16 protein-coding genes and 1 pseudogene are annotated in these 25,045 nt (G+C 60.5%); 10 read left to right on the top strand and 7 right to left on the bottom strand.

Annotated features, from left to right (window positions below):
* Nucleotide 1 precedes the first annotated feature (1 nt).
* A complete protein-coding gene (locus G7047_RS25285; RefSeq protein WP_166311118.1) occupies nt 2–2,929 on the bottom strand; it encodes a DEAD/DEAH box helicase in 2,928 nt (975 codons plus the stop codon).
* Nucleotides 2,930–3,308: 379 nt separating this feature from the next.
* Between G7047_RS25285 and G7047_RS25280 the strand changes: the two are divergent.
* Nucleotides 3,309–4,179 (top strand): annotated as a pseudogene (locus G7047_RS25280) (IS5 family transposase).
* 199 nt (nt 4,180–4,378) lie between these two features.
* On the opposite strand, the gene G7047_RS25275 reads toward G7047_RS25280, so the two are convergent.
* The gene (locus tag G7047_RS25275) at nt 4,379–4,654 is read right to left on the bottom strand and encodes a helix-turn-helix domain-containing protein (protein ID WP_166311117.1); all 276 of its coding nucleotides are present in this window, start codon (nt 4,652–4,654) and stop codon (nt 4,379–4,381) included.
* A 433-nt stretch (nt 4,655–5,087) separates the two neighbouring features.
* Here G7047_RS25275 and G7047_RS25270 point away from each other — a divergent pair, with 433 nt between their 5' ends.
* The 4 genes from G7047_RS25270 to G7047_RS25255 all read left to right on the top strand — a co-directional run bounded on the left by G7047_RS25270 (nt 5,088) and on the right by G7047_RS25255 (nt 10,100).
* Entirely contained in the window at nt 5,088–5,324 is a 237-nt protein-coding gene (locus G7047_RS25270; RefSeq protein ID WP_166311116.1) for a hypothetical protein, read from the top strand.
* On the top strand, nt 5,309–5,887 hold the full coding sequence (locus G7047_RS31570; RefSeq protein ID WP_166311115.1) for an HAD domain-containing protein: 579 nt from the start codon (nt 5,309–5,311) through the stop codon (nt 5,885–5,887). Before G7047_RS25270 ends, G7047_RS31570 begins: the two co-directional genes overlap by 16 nt.
* Before the next feature lie 848 nt (nt 5,888–6,735).
* Complete coding sequence (locus tag G7047_RS25260) at nt 6,736–7,137, top strand: helix-turn-helix transcriptional regulator (RefSeq protein WP_205904674.1); 402 nt, start codon at nt 6,736–6,738, stop codon at nt 7,135–7,137.
* Between the two features lie 806 nt (nt 7,138–7,943).
* Nucleotides 7,944–10,100 (top strand): bifunctional diguanylate cyclase/phosphodiesterase, encoded by a 2,157-nt coding sequence (locus G7047_RS25255; protein ID WP_166311114.1) that lies wholly within the window; start codon nt 7,944–7,946, stop codon nt 10,098–10,100.
* A 31-nt stretch (nt 10,101–10,131) separates the two neighbouring features.
* On the opposite strand, the gene G7047_RS25250 is transcribed toward G7047_RS25255, so the two are convergent.
* Nucleotides 10,132–11,043: a LysR family transcriptional regulator gene (locus G7047_RS25250; RefSeq protein ID WP_166311113.1), complete on the bottom strand. Its 912-nt coding sequence runs from the start codon at nt 11,041–11,043 to the stop codon at nt 10,132–10,134.
* A 197-nt stretch (nt 11,044–11,240) separates the two neighbouring features.
* Here G7047_RS25250 and gcl point away from each other — a divergent pair, with 197 nt between their 5' ends.
* The 4 genes from gcl to G7047_RS25230 are packed head-to-tail and all read left to right on the top strand — an operon-like array spanning nt 11,241 to nt 16,117.
* Nucleotides 11,241–13,031, top strand: a complete 1,791-nt coding sequence (gcl, locus tag G7047_RS25245) for a glyoxylate carboligase (protein WP_166311112.1) — start codon at nt 11,241–11,243, stop codon at nt 13,029–13,031.
* A gap of 53 nt (nt 13,032–13,084) precedes the next feature.
* Nucleotides 13,085–13,864, top strand: a complete 780-nt coding sequence (gene hyi / locus G7047_RS25240) for a hydroxypyruvate isomerase (protein WP_166311111.1) — start codon at nt 13,085–13,087, stop codon at nt 13,862–13,864.
* Between the two features lie 52 nt (nt 13,865–13,916).
* A complete protein-coding gene (gene glxR / locus G7047_RS25235; RefSeq protein WP_240939261.1) occupies nt 13,917–14,819 on the top strand; it encodes a 2-hydroxy-3-oxopropionate reductase in 903 nt (300 codons plus the stop codon).
* Complete coding sequence (locus tag G7047_RS25230) at nt 14,816–16,117, top strand: glycerate kinase (RefSeq protein WP_166311110.1); 1,302 nt, start codon at nt 14,816–14,818, stop codon at nt 16,115–16,117. The genes glxR and G7047_RS25230 overlap by 4 nt, the downstream gene beginning before the upstream one ends.
* 687 nt (nt 16,118–16,804) lie before the next feature.
* On the opposite strand, the gene G7047_RS25225 is transcribed toward G7047_RS25230, so the two are convergent.
* A complete protein-coding gene (locus G7047_RS25225; protein ID WP_166311109.1) occupies nt 16,805–18,466 on the bottom strand; it encodes an L-lactate permease in 1,662 nt (553 codons plus the stop codon).
* A 424-nt stretch (nt 18,467–18,890) separates the two neighbouring features.
* Entirely contained in the window at nt 18,891–20,036 is a 1,146-nt protein-coding gene (gene mnmA / locus G7047_RS25220; RefSeq protein ID WP_166311108.1) for a tRNA 2-thiouridine(34) synthase MnmA, read from the bottom strand.
* Nucleotides 20,037–20,415: 379 nt separating this feature from the next.
* Here mnmA and G7047_RS25215 point away from each other — a divergent pair, with 379 nt between their 5' ends.
* Complete coding sequence (locus G7047_RS25215) at nt 20,416–21,492, top strand: porin (protein ID WP_240939260.1); 1,077 nt, start codon at nt 20,416–20,418, stop codon at nt 21,490–21,492.
* A 21-nt stretch (nt 21,493–21,513) separates the two neighbouring features.
* Here G7047_RS25215 and G7047_RS25210 read toward each other — a convergent pair whose 3' ends face one another.
* Both G7047_RS25210 and G7047_RS25205 read right to left on the bottom strand, forming a co-directional pair.
* On the bottom strand, nt 21,514–23,226 hold the full coding sequence (locus G7047_RS25210) for a J domain-containing protein (protein ID WP_166311106.1): 1,713 nt from the start codon (nt 23,224–23,226) through the stop codon (nt 21,514–21,516).
* A 29-nt stretch (nt 23,227–23,255) separates the two neighbouring features.
* Entirely contained in the window at nt 23,256–24,950 is a 1,695-nt protein-coding gene (locus tag G7047_RS25205) for a molecular chaperone HscC (protein ID WP_166311105.1), read from the bottom strand.
* Nucleotides 24,951–25,045: the final 95 nt, after the last annotated feature.

Raw genomic sequence — 25,045 nt, 5'->3', positions numbered from 1 at the left:
CTCACGCTCCAGCTATTTGAGGGTGACAAACACCGGCGAGCACCTGAATCCAAGGCTGGGGTTCAGTGGAGAGGGTGTCTTGCACCCATTGGCGATAGTCGTCAAAAACGCGGTTGATTTGTTGGCTGCGCTGCTCGAAGCGGCCGCGTTTGACAGTCTCCAACTGCTTTTCCAGTTCCAGGGTGAGCTGCTCAACCTGGCGGCCTTGTAGGCGCTGCAGCTCTGCCAATGTGCCTTTCAGGCGTTCATCTAGCTGGCAGGCGAACGTGGCCTGCTTGCCTTGCATGTGGGCATGCATTTTTTCTACCGCTAAGGGCAAAGCTTGCTGCATGACGGCGCAGGTGCCCGCTAGCGCTTCGCTGTGGCCCCGGTTCGGTAGCCCGCCTGCGCGCAGGCCAGCACGGGCGGCAAAGGTGTCGAACGATTCAAGCACGAAGGGGCCGTTGCCAATGCGGTGCGCCACTTGCCACTCGACCAGCAGGGGTTGGCCTTTGCGGTTGGGCACCATGCTCATGAGGATGAAGGCTTGCTCGTGCGGCTGCAACTTGCCGCTTTGCAGCAGCGGCGCGCGGTGGCGGCCAAAGTGAGTGAGCACGCGGTCGCCCAGCCAATCCATGATGGGGTGTTGCGGCCACAGGTAATGCAGCTGGGGCCAGGTGTCGTCTTCAGAGCGGGCCTGGCGAGCGGTTTCGATGGCTTCGGCCATGCGCTGGGGATTGGCGCACAGGGAGTAGAGGTCGTTGACGGCCTGCACTTCACGCGGGAGCTGCTTGAGGCGTTCTTGCAGGTCGCGCGGCGCAGTCAGGGCAATGATTTGCTCGGCGTCGTGGGGCGTCCACTGGCACAGGTGGTTGGACTGGTGGCCCTGGTTGAGCTGGGTGAGCGCGGTCTTGGTGTAGTGATAGTCGCTGTCGAACAGGGACGTGGCCTCGTCAATCTGACTGGTGCTGCTAACGGTTACCGGTACTTCGTCTCCGCCGAAAAGGCTGAGCAGGTAGTCGCCTTCGTTGTCGTCCTCATCCGTCGCAGCTTTGTCCAACTTAGTCTCGACCTGCTCTGGACTCATACCCTCGACCATGAAATTTGCGACTTTTTCGACTTCTTTGTCAGGGTCAAAGACGTTCAAGAAGGCAGATGGGTCGCCCAGGTTCAGGGCTGCCTGCTCGTCCTTCGCTGCCAGAATCTCCAGAATACGCAGGTCGCCCTTGATTTTGTCGGTGGTGGCCTCGGTGAACAGGTACACGATTTGCGGCTGGTGCTTTTGACCGTAGCGGTCCACCCGGCCGTTGCGCTGCTGGAAGACCATGAGCGACCAAGGCAAATCGAAATGCACCAGACGGTGGCAGAAGTAGTGCAGGTTCAGCCCTTCACTGGCCACATCAGAGCACAACAGCACGCGGATGGGGTCGTCCAGCCGGCCAAAGCGGTCCACCAGGTCTTGCTGCTCGGTATCTGCCATCTGGCCATGCAGCACGGCCAGTTGGTTGGGCTTCATCTTCAGGTCGGCGGCGAGCTGTGCTTGCAGCCAGCGCAGTGTTTCAATGCGCTCAGAGAAAATGACCAAGCGGTCAGAGGCTTCGCCGGTCTTCCAGGCAAAGTCGGGCGAGCGAAGGTGGGCGAGCAGGCGTTGGTATTTGCTGAAGCCTTGTGCAGAGGCGTCAGAGGTCAACGCCCGCAGGCTGTGGGCCAGTTCCTCCAGACCGCGCACTTCGGTATGTTCCTCGTGCGTGGGGCTGGATTTGCTGGACAGCAGCTCCATGCGCTTGACGGTGGACTCCAGCGCCGCAGCCGGGCTCGAAAATAGGCCCTTCTGCAGACCGATGCGCTGCAGCTCCTGCTGGCGCCCGGCCTTGTGCTGGCCACCCTGAGTGAAGGCCACGTCGAGCAAAGCGCGGTAGGCTGCCTCTTCCGGCGCGCTAGCCGGTTGGCGCAGGCATACGGTCTGGCGCTCTTGAAAGTCAGCCTGCACTTGGTCTTTGATGTCTTTCTTGAATCGCCTGATGACCAGGCCCTTGCTGCGGAAGTCTTCGGGGGTGTAGTCGTCGGGGTCGGCAATGGCGGTGGGGTCGAGGAGGCTCATCAGTGAGGCAAAACTGCGCGCCGAGCCATCGTGTGGCGTCGCAGACAGCAACATGAGCGTGTCGGACCGGTTGGACAGTAGCCGCGCCAGCCGTGCGCGGCGCGACAGCGCAGACTCGCCCGCGCGAGCTGCGACGTTGTGGCACTCGTCAATGACGATGATGTCCCACCAGGCGTTTTCGAGGTAGTTGCGGTACTCCAGATTGCTCTTGAGCGTGTCGATAGAGATGATGCTGCGGTCGAAGTAATTGAACGGATTGTGGTTAGCCGGAATGCGGTTACGGACCCGAGCCAGGCCGACAGAATCAAGCCGTACCAGCGGAATGGAAAAGCGGCTCCACCACTCCTTTTGGAACTGGGTTAGCATGGCTTTTTGGGTGACCACCAGAATGCGCTTGCCACGGCCACGCTGAATCAGCTCGGTGGCGAGAATGCCTGCCTCTAGCGTTTTGCCCAAGCCCACTGAGTCGGCAATCAATATGCGGGAGCGCGGTTGTTTCAGCGCTTGCAGGGCGGGGTCCAACTGGTAAGGCACCAGATTCATCACGCCGCGATGGCCTAGGTGAATCTTGTCGTCGTTGACCACGCTGCGCCGCCGCAGGCTCTCTAGGTACAGCACGGTGGCGTTGTATGTGGGGCTAGTGTCTGGCACCAGCTCGGTTTTGGCGGGGTCGAGCACCTCGATGGTGTCTTCCAGAGCAGTCAGAAAGAGTGCGGGCTGCCCCCGAACAAGGTCAGAAATACCATCGCAGGTGAGGAGCCAGCCACCGTCGGCGGAGGGGTCGATGCGTCGAATGAGCCACTCCTCATCACGGATGACAGCGCGGGAGCCGGGGGCGAACGGAAGCATTTGCAAATGGTTTCAATTATCTATTTTGGCAAGCTTAACAGTAACGCCACGCAGTTAACCAAAGCGGCCTGAAGCCGAAACACCCAAAACCCAACGGTAGCTATGCCTCCGCAATTGCGTGAGGTATATCCAACTTGTTGAATCTATTAGGAATGGACACTTGAATATTGAATCGCTCAGGATTCCCTAGACACTTTTGAGCCGTTGGGAATAACGTCTATTGACCTCTATCGGAGAAATTTCTCCGGCAACGCAGTGGCGCCACTTGGGTTTGTAGAACATCTCGATGTAGTTGAGGATACCGTCTGTGGACCGACGTTACCCTCGGCCCTCGGCCTTGTTGCGCAAACGCTTTCCTCGGTTAGCGTAGGCTCGGGGGATGAGTGAGACGAGCTGGGGGCGGCGCAAATACCGCACTACAAACTGGAAGGCGTACAACGCAGCGTTGAAGGCGCGAGAGGAACTGAGCATCTGGCTCGATAGGGACATGCAGTGGCTAGCCCTGCCTACGGGCAAGCGTGGTCGTTGCCAGAAGTTCTCAGATGCAGCCATCCAGTTTTGCCTGACCATTAAGTGCTTGTTTGGCCAGCCCTTGCGTCAGACACTAGGCTTGGTGCAGTCGCTATTTGGTATGGCGGGCTTGCTGTGGACCGCTCCCGACTACAGCACAGTGTGCCGTAGGCAAAAGAGCTTGGACGTGCAGGTGCACTACAAGGCAAGTACTAAGGGCGTGCATATGCTTGCTGACTTCACGGGCATCAAATTCTTGGGCGAAGGTGAGTAGAAGACCGAGAAGCACGGCGCAGAGTGCCGCCGCCAGTGGCGCAAGGTGCATCTGGGTATCGATGCCGAGACGCTGCTGATACGGGCCATTGCAGTGACCACCCATGAAGTGGGCGACTCACCCATGCCAGCAGCCTTACTGGGCCAAATCCTCAGGCATGAACAGCTAGCTAGCTTTACAGGTGATGGGGCATATGGCACCAAGGATGTACATGAGGACTGCTACCCGAGGGGAGCTATTCCAATCATCCCACCGCGCAAAGGAGCAAAGCTGCGCAAAGGCCTGGCATTTGCGCAGCGCAATGCAGCGTTCAAGGCGTGCAGGCAGTTGGGCGGGCTATCTGGAAACGCTGGAGCGGATACCACCGAAATTCCTGGTGGAGACCAAGATGAATTGCTTCAAGCGCCTAGGCGAGAAAGTGATGGCTAGGACGTTTGAGCAGCAGGTGGCCAAGCTCAATATCTGAGCATCTATCCTCAATCAATTTACCGTGCTGGACATGCCCCAGATGGTCGCTGCTGCGTAAATCCATTTGGGATTGGGGACGTCTCGACCTATGGCCGATTTATGCAACAACGCCATGCGCCAATTGACGAACTGCGGCAAAAAATACCAGTCGCTCGCTTCTTTACGCAAGTCGACGCAACCACAAAAAACATCGTCCGCTATTCAGATTTTTGCTGCTGTTTGAGTTCTGCAGGAAGTTCAAGTAGCTTGTTGGGAGCTACCTGAAGAGCTCCAGCCAAGGCCTCAAGCGTTTCTAGAGTGACGTTGCGTCTGCCGTTTTCGATATGTCCTACAGCCGCACGATGTATCCCAGCAAGATAGCTCAACTCTTCCTGCGAACACCCCAACTTTGCTCTGTACTTCTTCATCTGGTAGGCCAGTACAACTTTCAGGGGCACAGCTTGCGCTGGCTTTGGCAACTTGGGAATGGGCATGCTTAAGTGTCAAACACGTGGTCCTACGTGTCGACTCCATACATGTATACTCGTTTTAGGACTACTCCTTATATGTCACAATTGCCGGCCAATTACTGACCGCAACCGATGTTTCTTTGCCCTCCGGAGTACCGCACTCACAACCGACTTCTTGATAAATTTTTTCCTGTGCCAAGTGGAGGGGGGCACTGGACTTCAGTCATCAAGCAGGGCAAGCGGCCCATGTTCACTGTGACGCTGTTGCAGGATTTAGGCACAGGTCCAGCCGAAATAACTCATCTCGCGTCAGACGCGGGCTCATTCTGGAAGTTGAGCATCCTTCCCTCAGTCACAAAAATTCTATCGGTCGACTGTCTCGCTCGAACGCACGAAAACTCATCCTGGCGCTCTCGCGAAGTTGCCGAAGTTTGGACACGACCTGGACACGAGGTCCATGTTGCCTATCTTCAATTTGCTGGTGAGCCTGGTCGTTTTAAAGATGCGTACACGCTGGCTCCAGTCAACGAAGAAGACCGAGGCAGCTGGACCAAGCTATTCGAAATATGTTGAACAGGGGCATTGCAACGGTGTCATTGTTGGATTCACCCTCGGCATGAGCATTCTTGACTTCCCAGGCACTCGTAATTTCGGTCTGGATTTACTCAAATTTTTCTCATGGACTACCGGATGACTCGACCCCTAGTTTTTTTGGATTTTGATGATGTCATTTGCCTAAACAGCCCATATGGTGGGTATGACGTACTTGAAGCGTATGCGGAATCCGTTCGGAGCGGGGAGCCAATCGAAACTAGACCTGCTTTGTGGGGGTGCCTGTTTGACCTAGCCGCCAAGCGACATCTTCATCTGCTGCATGAGGAGTTTTCGCCAATATATGTCCTATCGACTAGTTGGCGATGGTTCTTCGACCGTGACATGTTGGTCCAAATCTTGCAGCTCGGAGGGCTGGGTTTTGTTGCTAGCAACCTGCATGACGACTGGTGCACCCCGCAGATTTCTCGGAGTGCGCACAGGATTGCAGAAGTCTCGCAGTGGCTTTCCCGGCATCCTGAAGCGGAGAGTCAATGGGTTGTTCTAGACGACGAAGTCTCTTGCACAGGTCTCCATTTTTGGAGCCATTTAAAAAGAGAGTTTGTGTTGATGTGCTGGGAAGGAAAAGGACTGCAAGAGTACGAGTTCAAACTGATGCGACGACTTCTTAAGTTACGTCGTAGTGGTTCAACTTGGGTCGAATGAGTAGGTAGAACGGAACTTTGCAGACGCCATCTCCGAACAGATAAAGGGGTTCTCGAGCTACGGTTTTCCGGTAAGCCAGCCGCGAGCTTTGCGCTGCTGGTCTACGCCTCATGCTGGTTGAAGCATCATGGGCCCGCAGCCTTCCTGGCGGCGATGCTGAATCGTTTCCCCCTAGGAGTCTATTCCCCAAGCCAGCTCGTGCAGGACGCAATCCGCCACGGCGTTGAAGTACGGCCGATGAACGTCATGCACTGCAACGTCGACTGCATGCTTGAAGACGCTGGGCAGGAGCCCGCCGTTTGACTCGGGCTACGAATGGTCAGCGGCCTACGCAGAGAAAGCGCGGAACGCATCCAGGTCGAGCGCGCGGTTACCCCCTTCAACTGCGCCGAGGAGTTGGCTCGACATGCAGGTCTGTAGCAGCGCGAGATGAAGCTTTTGGCCGCAGGGAATGCGCTTGCGACCTTGTCCAGCCCCAGAAAGCAACAGGTTGGGGAAGCCGCACCGTTTCACTCCATGCTGCAGCTCCTGCAAGATGTTCTCGCGTTCTAGTTCCTTGAAGCACCTGTGTCTAACTAATCTTATCAATCTCATCAAATTCTTATCAAAGTGAGAAGATTGAGAAGATTAAGACCGGCTTCTCCGTCAACGCCGTTGCGAGTCAGCTAGCAAATGATGAGGTAAGAAGTACGACTTCTTCACCTCAAAGCGGCAAGTTGAACTCAGCTCGGACGATTCGTGTGCCAGTAATCTCCCTAAATGGCTATTCGTCATAAAATGCCTTAAAGGGTCGTTTAACACGTATTTTCAAGTTAAAAGGCAGACTTAGGGCAATTGTGAGGAACCGCATGACGACCAATAAAACCGTAGCCGAGATGGAAATTGGCTTGGGCGAAAAGCTCAAGTTGCTGCGTCTGAACAAGAACATTGAACAGAAGACGCTTGCTGCTCGTGCTGGGGTGAGCGTGCGTGCGCTGCGTAATCTTGAAAGCGGCGGAGGCACTACAGTCAAAACACTCTTAAGTGTGGTGCGCGCTCTCGGTCGCGAGTCTTGGCTAGATACCGTAGCGCCTGTTCCGACCGTTAACCCACTCACCTTTACATCTCGTGCAACGCAGCGTCAGAGAGCACGTAGTAAAGGCGAGGTAGGCAGAACTCCGCCTGCTTACATGGCAAGCCAAGCATCGTCATCTAGCTCGGCGGCACCGCTGCAAGTGGATAGCCTCGACCCTCTTCGCATCAAGTATTGACAGTCACTGACTGAGCTAATGCGGTTGGTGCTAGCCCACAGCAAGACCCTTGAAAATGCAATAGCAGAATTGCTGCTGGAGAAGAAGGATGAAGCGGCCATACGGGCAATGGAGAAACTGAGCTTGACTACCTGGAACCGTACAACTGTGCGTGCTACAAAATTCCTCGCGACATGCCTAGCTCAGAGGACATCGCCAGCTCAACGTCATTGAGTTCTATGATTGATGAGAAGCGCTATGTGTTGATGGTGAGTTCATGTTTAGGTCTCCTGGAGCTTCGGTTGTAGAACGCCTCGATGTAGTCAATGACATCGGCGCGCGCCAAATCCCGGGTCTTGTACATGTGCTTTTGGATAGACGAGTCGCAAGTCGGCGCGAGAAGCTAGCTCCTGAAACGCTATCAACATTTTTGTGGTTTTGGCTACTTTTAAGGCAATTTTCTGTGTTTTTGCCCTGTTCATCAACAAATTTTTCCTTTCCATATATGCATGATGTTGAAATATATAATAAATTTTCAGTATCAACATATTTTGGTGCGCATGACCATTCTAAGTCACTCTGCTGCTGAGGCGCGCTGCGCCAGCCAGGCAAGACCAACAAAGCAAAAGCCCGTGACCTCCGTATTCACGGGCTTTTGCTTTTTGGAAATGTGAACTTTCATTCTCGGCTTGGAACGCCCAATGCCGCGACTCTGAAGCGTCAATTCCTCTATTGGACAAGCGTATAGCAAGCTTTGTATCCTGTGGGAACGTGACATTGCAGCAGCGCGATTGCTTATGACGCCTACTGCAGCTTTGGAGATTGCAATGAGCAGGCTGATCAACAAACCAGGAGTCGGACCCACGGGGTTCTTCATTGCTCCTGAGCCCATGAATCCGACCCAGTCGCAGGACGGGGACCTTGGCATCGAAAGCACTGGGCGCAGTCTCATTGCAGGTATGGTTCAGGCGCTGAACCTCCTGCCTCAACCCGTATGGATTCACGTTCATTCGACTGGCGAGAGCCATTTCAATCTCGCTTGGCAGCAATTCACCGGCCATGGAGAGCGACAGCTGCGTGCCCACAATGACTGGATGAACTGCCTGCACCCTGAGGACCAGCACCAAGCCCGGCTGCTGTGGCAACAGTTTCTCAAGAATGATGACGGCTTCGCGCAAGACTACCGCCTGCAGCACCACAGCGACATGTACCGCTGGTGCCATATCCAGTCGTCCAACCCCGGGGCGGACGACAACGGTGTATCGCTCATCACCTGCAGTGACGTGCACGACCACATGGTCACGCGCCAGCTCCTCAGCGAAAACGTGCGCATGCGCAACAAGATGCTGGATGTGAGCGTGGACTGCATCAAGATCATCCGCCCCGACGGAGCGCTCACTCACATGAACAAATCCGGCTGCGAAGCGCTGGGCGTGGCGGCCGACTCCGGATTCGGCATGGAATGGCTGAACCTGTTGCCCGGCGAAATCCGCGTGCGCGGCAAACGTGCGCTGCGCGTGGCGCGCACTGGCAAGAATGCGCGCTTTACAGGCATGAGCGTGATTCCCGGCCAGAAGGCGCAGCACTGGGACAACATCCTCACGCCCATGCAAGCGGCCGATGGCAGCACCTCGGGCATTCTCTGCGTGTCACGCGATGTCACTCTGCAAAAGGAGGCCGAGCGCCGCCTGCGTATCGCCAGCGACACCGATGACCTCACTGGCCTGCCCAACCGCCGCGCATTCAAGCACAAGGCACGGCAACTGATTCGCTATTGCCGCGAAGAAAACCTCCAGTTCGGCCTGCTGCTCCTCGATCTGGATCACTTCAAGCAAGTCAATGACACCCTCGGCCACACCGCTGGAGACCACCTGCTGCGCGTGCTCGCCAAACGCCTGACCGCGCATCTGCCTCCCAAGGCGCTGCTCGCACGCCTGGGCGGCGACGAGTTCGCCGTTTTCGTCAACGACGTGACCGACGAGGCTGAGCTGCTGCGCGTGGCCGAGCAGGTGCGCGTGCAGATCAACGAGCCCATCCACTATGCGAGCAAGGTGATCAACGGCGGCATGAGCATCGGCTGTGCGCTGTTCCCACGCGACGCCAAGGATGCAGCGGGCCTACTCAAATGTGCCGATACCGCACTCAACGACATCAAGGCCGCTGGCCGTGGCGGCGTGCGCATGTTCAGCAGCGACATGCACGATGCGGCGGAGTTCGCCGCATCGCAGATCGCGCAGGCGCATCTGATCGTGCGTGACGGTCTCATCGTGCCGCATTACCAGCCCAAGGTGAACCTGCACACGGGCGAGGTCGTCGGCTTCGAGGCGCTGCTGCGCTGGAACGATCCGGTCCACGGCCTGCAAAGCCCCGCGACAGTGCTCGAGGCCTTCAAGGACTACGAGCTCGCCACACGCATCGGCGACGCCATGCAGACCAGGGTGCTTGCCGACATGGCGCGCTGGATCGCACAAGGTCTCACCCTGCTGCCCGTGTCCATCAATGCTGCACCGGTCGAATTCCTGCGCGACGACTTTGCCGAGCGCTTTCTCAAACGCCTTGCGCAACACCAGATCCCGCACCGCTACATCGAGCTCGAGATCACCGAGTACGTGCTCGGCGAACGTGGCTCGGAATACGTCGCCCGCGCGCTGCGCCTGTTGAAAAAGGCCGGCATCCGCATCGCACTCGACGACTTCGGCACAGGCCACTCTTCCTTCACCGACCTGCGCGACTACCCGGTGGACTGCATCAAGATCGACCGCGATTTCGTGCAGCGTACACCCAAGGACAAATCGATTCGCGCCATCGTCAAGGCCATGTGCCAGCTCGCTGCCGACATGTCGCTGGACATCGTTGCCGAGGGCATCGAGTCTCAGGAACAGAGCCTTGTGCTGCAAACGGCGGGCTGCTGGATCGGGCAAGGCTATCTGTTCGCCGAGGCGTTGTCGGAAGATCAAGCGCGCGAGATTCTGGGCAAGAAGTAGGCTGCTCAAGCCCTGTCGCGCATGCCCGGATTCAACGCGCCCCGGCGTTCCACCACTCCCCCGTGAACTGCCCCTTGAGCCACGCCACCAACTCCTGCACCTTCGCAGGCACGAGGCGCGGCGAGGGGTAGACCGCGTGCATCTCCTGGCTCGGCAAACTCCAGCCATCGAGGATCGCCACCAGCTCGCCGGTGCGCAGCCCATCGTTGGCGACGTAGAGCGGCAGCACGGCCACGCCGAAGCCGTCGCGCGCGGCGGCCAAAAGTGCTGAGAGGTTGTTCGAGCGCAGGCGGCCGTTCACCGGAATGGCCTGCGTGGGTTCATGCGCGGCGCTGAAGTGCCAGATCGCGTCGCCCTGCACGGTGCTGTAGACCAGCGCGGCGTGTTGCGTGAGATCAGCGGGCGCCTTGGGCGTGCCGCGCTCGCGCAGGTAGTCGGGCGACGCCACGGCCACCCAGGGGCTCACGCCGAGGTAGGTTGCGCCGAGCGATGAATCGGCCAGGCGCCCCATGCGGATGGCCACGTCCACACCCTGTTCCACCAGATTCACATAACGGTCTTCAAAGCTCAAGTCCACGTTGAGCAGCGGATGCGTGCGCATGAAGCTGCTCACCATCGGCGCGAGCACGCGGCGGCCAAAGGCGATGGACGTGCTGATGCGCAGCACGCCCTGCACCTGCGACTGCATGAGCGCTGCGACGGAGCGGGCCTCCTCGTCGTGGTGAACGATGAGCTTGCATTTGTCGTAGTAGAGCGTGCCCACCTCGGTGGGCGTGACGCCATGCGTGGAGCGGTGCAGCAGGCGCGCGCCGAGTTCCTTTTCCATGCGCGCGATCTGCTTGGTCGCAGCTGGCTGGCCAATGCCCAGTTCGGCCGCCGCACGGCTGAACGAGCCCAGATCCACGACCCGCGTGAAGAGAAGAAGCGCTTGTATTCGGTCCATGTCTCGATTGGACGGGAAAACCGTCCCCTCAGCGTCACCGCAGGCCATTCCACCACGGAATAAGCGTCATGCAGCGTACCAGCATTCCCTTGTCGGCGTGAAAACGAGACCATCCATCCAACCCGCGATTCATTCCTTCATACATGCATCGCAGCGATTTTTCACCATCCACATTCACTCAATCCGCAGGAGACACCATGGCAAAGATGAAGGCCGCAATGGCCGCAGTGCTGGTAATGGAGAAGGAAGGCATCACGCAGGCATTCGGCGTGCCCGGCGCGGCCATCAATCCGCTGTATGCGGCGATGCGTGAACGCATGTCGATCGCCCACGTGCTGGCGCGTCATGTCGAGGGTGCATCGCACATGGCCGAGGGCTACACCCGTGCGCGGGCTGGCAACATCGGCGTGTGCATCGGCACCAGCGGCCCTGCGGGCACCGACATGATCACCGGCCTCTACTCGGCCAGCGCCGACAGCACTCCGATTCTCTGCATCACCGGCCAGGCACCACGTGCGCGGCTCTACAAGGAAGACTTCCAGGCTGTGGACATCGAGTCCATCGCCAAGCCGGTGACCAAGTGGGCCGTCACCGTGCGTGAGCCCGCCCAGGTGCCGCGCGTGCTGCAGCAAGCCTTTCATCTGATGCGCTCGGGCCGTCCCGGTCCGGTGCTGGTCGATCTGCCGTTCGACGTGCAGATGGCCGAGATCGAATTCGACATCGACACCTACGAGCCTTTGGCGGTCTACAAGCCCGCCGCCACACGCAAGCAGATTGAACGCGCGCTCGACATGCTGGCCGCATCGAGCAAGCCGCTGATCGTCGCGGGCGGCGGCATCATCAACGCCGATGCGAGCGAGCTGCTCGTCGAGTTCGCCGAACTCACCGGCGTGCCTGTGATCCCCACGCTCATGGGCTGGGGCACGATCCCCGACGACCATCCGCTGATGGCCGGCATGTGCGGCCTGCAGACCAGCCACCGCTACGGCAACGCCACCATGCTCGCGAGCGACTTTGTGCTCGGCATCGGCAACCGCTGGGCCAACCGGCACACCGGTTCGGTCGATGTCTACACCAAGGGCCGCACCTTCGTGCACGTGGACATCGAGCCCACGCAGATCGGCCGCGTGTTCAATCCGGACCTCGGCATCGTCTCCGATGCACGCGCCGCGCTCGAACTCTTCGTGCAGGTGGCGCGCGAACGCAAGCAGCGCGGCGAGGCCCGCGACTACCGCGACTGGGCCGCGCGCTGCGGCGAACGCAAGGTGCTGATGCAGCGGCGCACGGCGTATGACAACGTGCCGATCAAGCCTCAGCGCGTCTATGCCGAGATGAACGACGCGTTCGACAAGGACACGGTCTTTGTCTCCACCATCGGCCTGTCGCAGATCGCGGGCGCACAGTTCCTGCATGTCTTCGGCCCGCGCCAGTGGATCAACTGCGGCCAGGCGGGCCCGCTCGGCTGGACGATTCCCGCAGCGCTTGGCGTCGTCGCGGCCGATCCCAACCGCAACGTCGTCGGCCTCTCGGGCGACTACGACTTCCAGTTCCTCATGGAAGAACTCGCCGTCGGCGCGCAGTTCAACCTGCCCTATGTACAGGTGCTGGTCAACAACAGCTACCTCGGCCTGATCCGCCAGTCGCAGCGCGGCTTCGACATGGACTACTGCGTGCAGCTCGCGTTCGAGAACGACAACGTCAGCGACCCCGATCTCAAGGGCTATGGCGTGGACCACGGACAGGTCGTGCGCGGCCTCGGCTGCAAGGCGCTGCGCGTGACCGATCCGGCGCAACTGAAGAGCACGCTGCGCGAAGCGCAAACGCTGGCCCGCAAGCACCGCGTTCCCGTCGTCGTCGAGGTGATTCTCGAACGCGTCACCAACATCGCGATGGGCACCGAGATCGACAACATCATCGAGTTCGAAGACATCGACTGCCGCCATCCGCAGGGCGTCAAAGGCCTGGAAGAGGCCGGATTGCTCGACTGACTGCTCGACTGATTCAGCGCCCCGTTTTTCACATCAACACCAAGGAGCAAGTCATGCCCCAATTTGCCGCCAATCTCTCGATGCTGTTCACCGAAGTGCCGTTTCTCGACCGCTTCGAACGCGCCGCACAGGTCGGCTTCTCGGCCGTCGAATTCATGTTTCCATACGAGTGGACAGCCAGGGAAATCCGCCAGCGCCTTGACGACAACGGTCTCACGCTCGTGCTGCACAACCTGCCCGCAGGCGACTGGAATGCGGGCGAGCGCGGCATCGCCTGCCAACCCGAGCGCGTGGCCGACTTCCGCGCGGGCGTGGCCAAGGCCATCGACTACGCGGGCGCACTCGGCGTCAAGCAGCTCAACTGCCTTGCGGGCAAGGCGCCCGATGGCGTGGCACTGGACACGCTGCGCGCCACGTTTCTGGAAAACATCCGCTTTGCTGCAGACCAGTTGCGCGGCGCTGGATTGAACCTGCTGATCGAGCCGGTCAACACCCACGACATTCCGGGCTTTTATCTGAACCGCCCCACGCAGGCCGTGGCACTGCTCGAAGCGCTCGACGCGCCCAACGCGTTCCTGCAGTACGACATCTATCACACGCAGCGCATGCAGGGCGAGCTCGCGAACACGCTCATCAAATACCTGCCGCTGATCCGCCACGTGCAGATCGCCGACAACCCCGGCCGCAACGAGCCCGGCACCGGCGAGATCAACTACGCCTACCTGTTCGCGCTGCTCGACCGCATTGGCTACACCGGCTGGGTGGGCTGCGAATACAAGCCCGCAACCACGACGGAAGCTGGCCTCGGCTGGCTGCAGGCCTTCGCCGAATGAACGGACAAGCCAACACGCCAGTCACACAAAGTCAACGACCAGGACACACCACATGACCACCACCCAACTCAAGATCGGATTCGTCGGCCTCGGCATCATGGGCGCGCCCATGGCCGCGCAGCTCATCAAGGCGGGCCATCAGCTCTATGTCTACACACGCGGCAAGATCCCCGATCACATCGCCGAATCCAGTGCCACCAAGTGCACCAACGCGCGCGGCGTGGCCGAGCGCGCCGACATCATCTTCACCATGCTGCCCGACACGCCCGATGTGGAGACCGTACTGTTCAGCGAATACGGCATCGCCGCCGGACTCACCAAGGGCAAGACCGTGGTCGACATGAGCTCGATCTCGCCCATTGCCACCAAGGACTTCGCCAAGCGCATCAACGCCCTCGGCTGCGACTATCTCGACGCGCCGGTCTCGGGCGGCGAGGTGGGCGCGAAGAACGCCACGCTGTCCATCATGGTCGGCGGTGACGAGGTGGTGTTTGGCCGCGTGAAGCAGCTCTTCGAAGCCATGGGCAAGAACATCACGCTGGTCGGCGGCAACGGCGATGGCCAGACCGCCAAGGTGGCCAACCAGATCATCGTCGCGCTCAACATCGAGTCCGTCGGCGAGGCCCTGCTGTTCGCATCACGCGCCGGTGCCGATCCGGCGCGCGTGCGCCAGGCGCTGATGGGCGGCTTCGCGTCGAGCAAGATTCTTGAAGTGCATGGCGAGCGCATGATCAAGCGCACGTTCGATCCGGGCTTTCGCATCGAGCTGCACCAGAAGGACCTGAACCTCGCGCTCTCCACCGCCCGCAGCCTCGGCGTCTCGCTGCCCAACACCGCCATCGCGCAGCAGCTGTTCAGCACCTGCGTGTCGCACGGCGGCAAGGCCTGGGACCACTCCGGCATGGTGCGCGCGCTCGAAAAAATGGCCAACTTCGAGATCGGCCAGAAGCTATGACCGGTGCACGCACAGTCCCGTCGACCGCACCGCAAACCGCGCTGCTGCGTCGCATGTTCGACGCGGCCGTCGCCAGCGCGCAACCGGCGCTGTGCGTGCCCCCACACCTGCCCTCCGCGCATGAAATACCGCCGGGCGGCCGCCTCATCGTGATCGGCGCAGGCAAAGCCAGCGCCGCCATGGCCGAGGCCGTCGAAGCCCACTGGCCGGGCCCGCTCGAAGGCCTCGTCGTCACCCGCTACGGCTACGGCGCGCCGTGCCAGCGCATCGAAATCGTCGAAGCCGCCCACCCCGTTCCCGACGCCGCAGGCCTGCAAGCCGCCGAGCGCATGCTCGCGCTCGTCAAAGACCTGAGCGCCAAAGACACCGTGCTCTGCCTCATCAGCGGCGGCGGCTCGGCACTGCTGCCCCTGCCACTCAAAGGCATCTCGCTCGCAGACAAACAAAGCATCAACCAGTCCCTGCTCAAAAGTGGCGCAACCATCAGCGAAATGAACTGCGTGCGCCGCCACCTCTCCGCCATCAAGGGCGGCCGCCTCGCCGCCGCCTGCCACCCCGCGCGCGTGATCACCCTGCTGCTCTCCGACGTACCCGGCGACGACCCCACCGGCATCGCATCCGGTCCGACAGTTGCCGACCCCAGCACCTGCGCCAACGCTCTGGCCATCGTCCAGCGCTACAGCATCGCCCTGCCCGAAGCTGCTCTCAAACTTCTGCAGCAAGCCGACGCAGCCGAATCCATCAAACCCGGCGACCCGCGCCTGGCACGCTGCGAAACCCGCATGATCGCCACCCCGCAATTGGCCCTCGAAGCCGCAGCCGAAGTGGCCCGCGACGCAGGCTACGCCGCCCACATCCTCGGCGACTCGTTGGAAGGCGAAGCCCGAGACGTAGGCACGGTGCTGGCAGGCATCGCCCTGCAAGTCGCGCAACACGCACAGCCCTTCGCCTGGCCTTGCGTACTGCTCTCCGGCGGCGAAACCACAGTCACCCTGCGCGGCAAAGGCCGAGGCGGCCGCAACGTCGAATGCCTGCTCTCGGCGCTGCTCACCCTGCGCGGCAACCAACACATCCACGCTCTCATGGCCGATACCGATGGCGTGGACGGCGCAGAGGAAATTGCGGGCGCGATCATCACGCCGCAGACGTTGGAGTGTGCTTGGGAACGGGGGCTGAACCCCGCCGAAGAACTCGTCAACAACAATGGGCATGGCTTTTTTCAGGCACTGGGTGCATCGCTCGTCACCGGGCCGACGCGCACCAATGTGAATGACTTTCGGGCGTTTTTGATTACGTAGGTGGTCGGCTTCCTCTTCCTCTCCCGCTTGCGGGGGAGGGTTGGGGTGGGGGTTGGTATTCGGTTTCTTTTTTGGCTTCTGCTGGGGGGTTGCTTACGGAGGCCGGGTCTCGCCCCGGCGGGCGAGTAACTTTTTGGTCGCGCCCAAAAAGTCACCAAAAATGCGCTTTTAATACCCGCAGCAGAACTCACTGCGCGACTGCGTCGCTCCGTTCGGGCAACCGCCGCGAGTCAGAGGTTTCATAAGAGGTGTGTACGGCACATCGCTGCGCTCGTGCCGCTCATCTCGCGACTTCGCGAGATGTGGGTGCGCCGGTGTTGTTAGATTTGATTTTGCTTGCGGCTAACGCGAGCATCTTTGCTCAAAAGAGCAGTGGGCATGCACCCCTTCACCCAACTCCAAAAACACCCCCGGCACGAGCGCAGCGACGTGCCGTACACACCTCTTTCCCAACTGATTTCCGGCGGTTGTCCGAGCAGAGTGACGAAGGAACGCCGCGAGTTCCGCCGGAGGTATTGAAAAGCGCGTTTTTGATTACTTTTTGCGCGCAAGCAAAAAGTGATTGCCCCGCCGGGGGCAGTCCCGGCCTCCGTAAACAACACCCCAGCAGAAGCCCAAAAAACAAAGGCTCCCTCTTCCAAAAAGAAGAGAGAGCCCGAGAGCGCAGATCAGCGAATGATCAGCTCATCAATGCACCACCATCAAAGTAAACGGCCAGACATACGCCTGCATAGTCACATACAACCCCACCAGACAAGCCAGCGCAATCGAATGGAAGAACACATAACGCAAAATGTCCCCTTCGCGATTGAACCAACGCGTAGCAGTGGAAGCCACCACGATCGACTGCGCGTCGATCATCTTGCCCATCACACCACCCGAGCTGTTCGCCGCACCCATCAGGTTAGGCGACAACCCCAGCTGATCCGCAGCCACCTTCTGCATGCCGCCGAACAACACGTTCGATGCGGTATCGGAGCCCGTGAGCGCCACGCCCAGCCAACCCATCAAGGTGCCGAAGAACGGATACAGCACGCCCGTGTTGGCGAATGCCAGGCCCAGCGTCGTGTCGGTGCCAGAGTAGCGAGTGAGAGTGCCCAGCGCCAGCATCAGCACGATGGTCAGCAGCGAATAACGCACCAGCCAGATCGTCTTGAAGAAGGTGCGCACGATGGCGACCGGGTTGTACTTCATCAGGAAACCGCTGATCACGGCGGACAGCAGAATCGCGGTGCCGGTGGCCGACAGCAGGTTCAGCACGTAGACCGCGCCTTCCTTGGTCGGCTTGGTGACGACGGGCGGCACCTTCTCGATCATGTTGTGCAGACCGGCCATCGGGAACGACGGTGCGAACAGGCCGTTGAGCCAGGTCTTCACCGAAGGCAGGCCCCAGATGAACACAAACACCGACAGAATCACCCAAGGCATCCACGCGGCGATCAGCGCCTGCTTGCTGTGCTTGACCACGGGCTGCGGCGGCTTGACTTCCGAAGCGCTCACGTCCTTGCCGCGCAGCGACGCAGAGGTCCAGATCTTCTTGGGCTGCCACACGCGCAGAAAGCCCACCAGGCAAATCATCGACACGATGGCCGCAATGATGTCCACCAGCTCGGGGCCGATGAAGTTCGACACGAGGAACTGGGGAATCGCAAACGTCAAGCCAGCGACCAGGATCGCTGGCCAGATTTCCATCATGCCCTTGCGACCGGCGAACGCCCAGATCAGCCAGAACGGCACCAGCACCGAGAAGAACGGCAACTGTCGGCCGATCATCGCTGTCACTTCCATCAGGTCGTAGCCGTGCACCTTGGCCAGCGTGATCACCGGCGTGCCGAGCGCGCCGAACGCGACCGGTGCGGTATTGGCGATCAGCGACAGGCCCGAAGCGGCCAGCGGCGAGAAACCGAGGCCGATCAGGATCGCCGCCGTCACCGCCACGGGAGTGCCGAAACCGGCAGCGCCTTCAAAGAACGCGCCGAAACAGAACGCGATCAGCAGCAACTGAATGCGGCGATCTTCGGTGATGCCCGAGAGCGAATCCTGCAGCACCTTGAAGCTGCCGTTCTGCTCGGTGAGCTGGTGCAGAAAAATGATGTTCAGCACGATCCAGCCAATCGGCAGCAGCCCGGTGAAGCCCCCGAACAGCGCCGCGCGCCCTGCCATTTCGGCTGGCATGCCGTAGGCAAACACCGCCACCAGCACGGCTGCGATCAGCCCCATGCCTGCGGCGATGTGCGCCTTGATGTGAAAGAACCCCAGCGCCGCGAGCATCACCACCACGGGTATTGCTGCGAGCAAGGTGGAGATCACCATGTTCCCTAACGGATCGTAGACCTGTTGCCAAATCATCTGTACGCCCCTTTTTTAGTCTGAAAAAAACCAGCTGTTGTGAGTTGATTGCGTGAACGAACTGACCGACGGCCCATGGTTGCGGGCGTCGATGAGTTTCATGCAACTTTTTTTCTGTGCGTGAGCGGGCAAACCCGCTTTCCGCAGAGCGGGCACGAGTCTAGGGAAGCGTCAAGTGGGCAGCCATTGGAAGGAACACTGAGAAAGCGCAAATGCAACGCCCCGCTATAGGGAGGCCACCCTGCGGAATTCTTTTCAATTGACTACCGAAATTTTCAAACGGAAGATGCACTGGATAGCTGAAAACCTCAAAGCCAGCCCGGCAAGATGAGTCCAGACATCGATCCGGGGACAGATGTCGAAGCAATTCATGTCAGTCATCCGCTGCCGTGGGCAGTGGGGACCGACCCGGAGACGAGGCCGGTCAGGCCATCGACGAAATCACCCCACCACCCAGACACACATCCCCGTCATACAGCACGGCCGATTGGCCCGGTGTCACGGCCCATTGTGCGGCCGGGAAGTGCAGGCTGAAGGTCTCGCCGTCGGCCTGCACCACGTTGCAGTTGGCGTCCTGCTGGCGGTAGCGGGACTTGGCCGCGCAGGCGCCAGTGGCGGGCGGGTGACCGGCGACCCAGCTCGCGTCCTGGGCCTGCAGATCATGCGAGAGCAGCCACGGGTGGTCATGTCCCTGCACCACGCGCAAGGCGTTCTTTTCCAGATCCTTGCGCGCGACGAACCATGGCGAGTGATCGCCCGCGCCGCGCTCAGCGCCCTTTTCCTTCACGCCGCCAATGCCCAGGCCCTGACGCTGACCCAGCGTGTAGAACGACAGCCCGACATGCTTGCCGAGCTTGCGGCCCCGGTCGTCGAGGATGAGACCCGGCTCGTGCTTGATGTAACGGTTCAGAAAATCGCGGAACGGCCGCTCGCCGATAAAGCAGATGCCGGTCGAATCCTTCTTCTTGGCGTTAGGCAGGCCAATTTCCTCGGCGATGCTGCGCACCTCGGTCTTGTGCAGCTCGCCCACGGGAAACATCGATTTGGAGAGCTGCGCCTGATTCAGGCGATGCAGAAAATAGCTCTGGTCCTTGGACGGGTCCAGCCCCTTGAGCAGCTCAAACAGCTGCGTGTCCGGGTTCTGGCGCACACGCGCATAGTGGCCGGTGGCGATTTTTTCGGCACCGAGCCGCATGGCGTGGTCGAGGAACGCCTTGAACTTGATCTCGGCATTGCACAGCACGTCCGGATTGGGCGTGCGCCCGGCCTGGTATTCGCGCAGGAACTCGGCGAACACGCGGTCCTTGTACTCGGCGGCGAAATTCACATGCTCGATCTCGATGCCGATCACATCGGCCACCGCCGCCGCGTCCACAAAGTCGACGTTGGACGAGCAGAATTCACTGTCGTCGTCATCCTCCCAGTTCTTCATGAAGATGCCAACCACCTCGTGCCCCTGTTTTTTCAACAGATACGCGGTGACGGCCGAATCCACGCCGCCCGACAGGCCGACGACGATACGGTGCTTGGCAGAAGAAGATGAAGATGAGGAAGAGGAAGCGCTGCTCATTGCCTGAATTGTATTTTTTTGCACGCCCCCGCGCGCGCCACCACATCGCATACCCCTGCTGCATGACCATTTCACATCGTGGCAACGACCAAGGGGCAAAACAACAGTCCCGGGAGAAAAATGCCCGATCCACGAGTCGAAGGGTAAACTTCTCCCTATCCGACAAGCACTTGCGCGCGATTTCCCAACTTTCTCCGCAAGTGTCTGCAACGGCAACGCCGCTGGGTCTGCGCCCGGACTTCGCGCATGATCCCGTCGGCCCTGCCATCGCAGGTCCTCGCCCACAAAGTTTGAATGAATGAATGAATGAATGAATGAATGCCAGAGGAGGCCCCGCACCGCGCGGCCCTCCCGCACCCCGACAACGGAGTCAGTTTTGTTGAAGAAAGAACTCGGCGCGCTCTGTGCCGCGCTCGCCGCCACCACGCTGGCGATGCCGGCCGCCGCACAACTCAAGGATTTCACGGTCTACGGCGTGATGGATCTCGGCGTGCGCCGTTCGTCCGGCCTCTCGGACACCCACCAGCCCACCAGCACCTCGCTCACCAGCATGAGCAACGGCATCTCCGACGCCAGCCGCTGGGGTGTGCGCGGCATCACCCCGCTGGGCGGCGGCGTGAACACCGTCTGGGAGCTCGAATCTGGCATCAACGCTGATACCGGCACCCAGAGCCACAGCGGCAAGTATTTCGACCGCGCGAGCTGGATTGGCCTGCAGAACCAGAGCGAAACCCTCACCCTCGGCCGCCAAAGCTCGCTGCTGGCCGACACACTCTCGTCCATCGACCCGCTGCAAAAGCGTTTTCCCGACTTCAACCCCAACGTCACCATCGGCGCGCTGAGCCAACCGGGCCTGACCAACCAATACGGCAACAGCGGCCTCGCGGGCAACGCCTACTGGCTGGACAACTCCGTCAAATACACCAGCCGCGCGAACAACTATCGCCTGAGCGCCATGTACAGCTTCGGCGAGCAGGCGGGCGACCACAAGGCGCTGTCCTCCGGCGGCCTGCTGTTCAGCTTCGAAGACCGTGACATGGTCGTCTCAGGCGCCTACCAGACCTTCAAGGACACCGAAGGCCACGCGCTCAAGGCATGGAACGTAGGCACCTCCTACAAGGCCGGCACCGTGCGCCTCGCCGCCTCTGCAGCGCACAGCGAGGCCGATCAAGGCAGCTCCCAAAGCACCGTCCAGCGCGTGTACTCGCTCGGCGCGACGGTGTCCACCACCAACAAGACAGACTGGACCCTCGCCTACTACAAAGTCACCCGCGAGCGCTCGCAATACGCTGACGACGGCTACGGCCGTCTGATCGCGCTCTACGAATACAAATTCTCGTACCGCACCAAGCTGTACGCCGAATTCGACATCACCAACTGGAACGACGGCTACCAAGGCGCAGGCAACAAGAGCCGCGCGACCGGGTTCGGGGTGGGGATGCAGTACCGGTTCTGAGGCTGTGCGGCGCGTTGGTGATCACTGCGGCTCGTAGGTTCTCAGCTCCTTGAGCTTGGGCTGTTCAAGGCGACGCAGCGCTGCGTCGAGGTCCTTGGCGACCTTAGATGTGCGATCCCCCGGCGGCCTGCAGGGTGTGGATGCAGATGCGCCCGGGGCACATTCGATGGTGCCGAGCTCCGGCGGCAGCCTCCAGTCGAAGTCCTTCGGGGTTGCCTCGTGCACCAAGGATTGCAGCGAAATCACAGGTCGATCTGCACCGGGCCAGGCGTCCACGTGGTGCAGCAGCTTCCAGAAACTGGGGGAGTCGTTGCGTTCGATCTCTGCTATTCGATACTTGTCGCTAGCCATCATGTACTTGTTCCCGCGCGAAACACCGGATGCGGTTTGCTCCTCGCACCATGCCAGTTCATGAACGATGGCCTTTGCGGAAGGCAGGTCACCCACTTGCAGCCAATGGCTGCGCAGCATGAAATTTCGCAGTTCGGGACAATAGAGCACGGGCGACTCAGGACGTACAAAACCGAAAGCACGGCCATCGCGCAGATTCAACTGCAGGTAGCGTTCCCCCAGGCCGGACAAACTAGCCCAGCGAGACTCGCTTTTCCCCGATAACGCATTGGCAATGCGTTGCGCTTGCGCCATGCCGCGCATATCAGCCCCAGTGGCAATGGCGGGATTGGAGCTGCACTGCTCCGTCTCCCAGAGCTTTTCTGCAGGTACATCCTGCCAAGCAGCAGCCCGAGGAATCGCCAACTTCTGTGCACAGACTTGAAGGGTCTGCGCGCTCTGCTTTTCCCTGGTCCGCTCTGCGATCTGTTGAAACAAAAAAATCCCGACCATCGCAATTATGCCAATCACGAGCAAACGCTTGGCATAGGTCCTGATCCACCACACGAACTCCATCTTCGTCTGTCGGAACTTCTCCACGGCACGCAAAGGCGCAGGCAGACGCCCCCAAGCTCCCGTCCAGCGATGCATATGCTCCTCAGGCAGCCACCAGTCCAGCAAGTTCTGCCATTGCACATAGAAATGGCGCAGGTGCTCCGGTGTGAGCTGAAGCTCCCTCGCGACCCCGGGATCGGGCTCGCCAAGCAACGCCATCGCGGTCTTCCGTTGCGATGGGCGAAGTGACTCCAGCGTGTCGAGAACGGACTCCAGCGGCTCTACCCCGATGCCCTTGCGCCGCCAATCGAACATGCTGTCCGCAGCCAACAGTAGCGCGCTGCGACGAGCCCCGAGAGTCTTCCCCGCGATCTGTCGCGCGAGTTGCAGCTCAAACGCTGCGCGGTTTTCGAAGTTCTCCAGCTCCGGAAGTGCAAGAAGCCGCCTCAGTTCATCGGTCGCGACATCCACCTCCCAAGGCTGAAAGCTCCATTGCACCTCGCTCAAAAGCCGCTCGGCAGTGGTGCCTGGAAACTGCATCATGAATACGCGAGGTTCAGGTTCTGGCTCCGCCTGCGCTGAATCTTCGTATCGCGCACTCTCGGGCGATGGTTCAGATACCTGCGATGGCTGAACCTGATCAGCGTCGCCTTCTTCATCCTCCTGATCCTCTTCTTCCGCATTTGCGCGCGCAATTGCCAGTGCACGCTCGTATGCAGCCCTCAACTCCATGAAGGCCTGTGGCTCCTTCACCTGATCGATGCCCTTAAGTAGCCGAGCGTAAGCGCGGCGCACCGCGCGTTCATCGGCATCCTCGGGCAGTTCGAAAAGTTCAAACGCATCGCGCATGGCGCTCACTCCCGGTCATGAAGAAACGGCTAGGCATCGATGCGCGAGAGCAGTTCCTCCAACTGCTTGCGAGGGGCCACAATCTTGCGGTCGTCCTGGGTTTCCAGCGCCATTTCAAACGCGAGCATGGTGTTGGAGAGCAGCTCGCGCCATGGCCCGAGCAACTGCGTGTAGTGGCGCTCGGCACGCGCGAGCAGCGCGCGCACCTCCATGCGGTCGCGCGGGTGCAGCTTGAGTGCCTTGAGCTTCTCAAGCCGCTTTTTCAGCTCGTCGGGCGACAGCCGCTCGGCGTTCGACTCGATCACCAGACTTTGTGCAGGACCAAGCGACTGCTCATTGCGCAGCAGCACCGCTTCGACCTCCAGCAGGCCGTTCGCATCGAGCGTGAAGCGCACATCGGCCACGACGCCCTCGCAGCCGTTTCTGGGCAATTCCAGATGAAGCTCTCCCAACCGGATGTTGTCCTGCACGCGCCTGGCCTCGCCCTGATAGACCTCGATGTCGATCTGCCGCTGATCCGGCGATACCGGATGGAAACGCTCCACGCGGCTCGCCGGAATGATGGTGTTGCGCTCGAGCACCGGCGCCATGAAGCCGGTCTGCCGCTGCCCGCCGCCGAAGTCCTTGGAGACATGCACGCCGAGCGTGTACGGGCACACGTCCGTCATCACCCGCTCGGCCAGCGCCGCATCGCGCCCGCGCAGCGCCGCCTGCACCGCCGCGCCCAGCGCCACGATGTGGTCCGGGTCCAGCCCCACCTGTGGAAACCGCCCGAACATGCGCGTAACCAGTTGGCGCACGGCCACAAGGCGCGTGCTGCCACCGGCGAGCACCACGGTGTCCAGCTCCTGCGGCCGGATGCGTGAGTCGCCCAGCGCGCGCTCCACCGGCTGGCGCATGCGCTCGAGCAACGGCTCCAGCACCTGATCGAGATCGTGCGCGGTCCAGCATTTCGCATAAGACCCATCGCTCATGTCGAGCCGCATCTCGGCTTCTTCCTGCGTCGACAGCGCGCATTTGGCGATCTCCACCGTACGCATCAAACGCGCCTGCACCAGCGGCTGATGCGCGAGCTCGTCGGGCATCTGCGTGTCCTGCACGAAGCGTCGCACCATCAGCTCGTCCACATCCTCGCCGCCCAGGCGGTTGTCGCCCGCCGTGGCGCGCACTTCCATCACGCCTTCAAACAGCTCCAACACCGATACGTCAAAGGTCCCGCCGCCAAGGTCAAAAACGAGAAAGCGTCCTTCCTCCTGATGCAGCCCATAAGCGAGCGCCGCAGCCGTCGGCTCGTTGAGCAAAGTGACGCCGGTGAACCCCGCCAGCGTGCCTGCAGCCCGCGTGGCCTGGCGCTGCGCGTCCGAGAAATACGCGGGCACGGTGATCACCACCTCGGTGACGGGCTGGCCCAGATCCGCCTCCGCATCGGCCTTGAGCGAGCGCAGCACCAGCGCCGACAGCTCCTCTGCCCGCATCGCGTGCTGGCCGAGCCTGAAGACCCGCGCCGTTCCCATGTCGCGCTTGAACACCGCCGCGCTCAGCTGCGGATGGCTCTGCAGCCGCTCCCTCGCCGCCGCACCCACCAGAAAGCTGCCGTCCTTGTCCACGCTGACCACCGACGGCGTCAGCACCTCCCCCAGCGCATTGGGCACCAGCCGCGCCTTGCCGTCCTGCCACACGGCCACGAGGCTGTGCGTCGTGCCCAGATCAATCCCTACGAACATCGATTGCTCCCTCGTGCAGCCCAACCCGGTTTGGCCTGTTGAATGTATCAATGAACAAAAACAAGCGGAAGAAAGGCGCAGATTACCCGAAGCCA

This window comes from Diaphorobacter sp. HDW4A (genome assembly GCF_011305995.1).
In the GTDB taxonomy this organism is placed as follows: domain Bacteria; phylum Pseudomonadota; class Gammaproteobacteria; order Burkholderiales; family Burkholderiaceae_C; genus Diaphorobacter_A.
This window is presented reverse-complemented; position numbering and strand designations above follow the sequence as displayed.

What these genes read in the sequence shown, in the direction of transcription:
- G7047_RS25275 (WP_166311117.1), bottom strand. Translation starts at nt 4,654, where the DNA reads ATGCCCATTCCCAAGTTGCCAAAGCCAGCGCAAGCTGTGCCCCTGAAA.
- mnmA (WP_166311108.1), bottom strand. Translation starts at nt 20,036, where the DNA reads ATGAGCAGCGCTTCCTCTTCCTCATCTTCATCTTCTTCTGCCAAGCAC.
- G7047_RS25270 (WP_166311116.1), top strand. Translation starts at nt 5,088, where the DNA reads ATGTTGCCTATCTTCAATTTGCTGGTGAGCCTGGTCGTTTTAAAGATG.
- G7047_RS31570 (WP_166311115.1), top strand. Translation starts at nt 5,309, where the DNA reads ATGGACTACCGGATGACTCGACCCCTAGTTTTTTTGGATTTTGATGAT.
- glxR (WP_240939261.1), top strand. Translation starts at nt 13,917, where the DNA reads ATGACCACCACCCAACTCAAGATCGGATTCGTCGGCCTCGGCATCATG.
- hyi (WP_166311111.1), top strand. Translation starts at nt 13,085, where the DNA reads ATGCCCCAATTTGCCGCCAATCTCTCGATGCTGTTCACCGAAGTGCCG.
- G7047_RS25260 (WP_205904674.1), top strand. Translation starts at nt 6,736, where the DNA reads ATGACGACCAATAAAACCGTAGCCGAGATGGAAATTGGCTTGGGCGAA.
- G7047_RS25255 (WP_166311114.1), top strand. Translation starts at nt 7,944, where the DNA reads ATGAGCAGGCTGATCAACAAACCAGGAGTCGGACCCACGGGGTTCTTC.
- G7047_RS25230 (WP_166311110.1), top strand. Translation starts at nt 14,816, where the DNA reads ATGACCGGTGCACGCACAGTCCCGTCGACCGCACCGCAAACCGCGCTG.
- G7047_RS25205 (WP_166311105.1), bottom strand. Translation starts at nt 24,950, where the DNA reads ATGTTCGTAGGGATTGATCTGGGCACGACGCACAGCCTCGTGGCCGTG.
- G7047_RS25250 (WP_166311113.1), bottom strand. Translation starts at nt 11,043, where the DNA reads ATGGACCGAATACAAGCGCTTCTTCTCTTCACGCGGGTCGTGGATCTG.
- gcl (WP_166311112.1), top strand. Translation starts at nt 11,241, where the DNA reads ATGGCAAAGATGAAGGCCGCAATGGCCGCAGTGCTGGTAATGGAGAAG.
- G7047_RS25225 (WP_166311109.1), bottom strand. Translation starts at nt 18,466, where the DNA reads ATGATTTGGCAACAGGTCTACGATCCGTTAGGGAACATGGTGATCTCC.
- G7047_RS25210 (WP_166311106.1), bottom strand. Translation starts at nt 23,226, where the DNA reads ATGCGCGATGCGTTTGAACTTTTCGAACTGCCCGAGGATGCCGATGAA.
- G7047_RS25285 (WP_166311118.1), bottom strand. Translation starts at nt 2,929, where the DNA reads ATGCTTCCGTTCGCCCCCGGCTCCCGCGCTGTCATCCGTGATGAGGAG.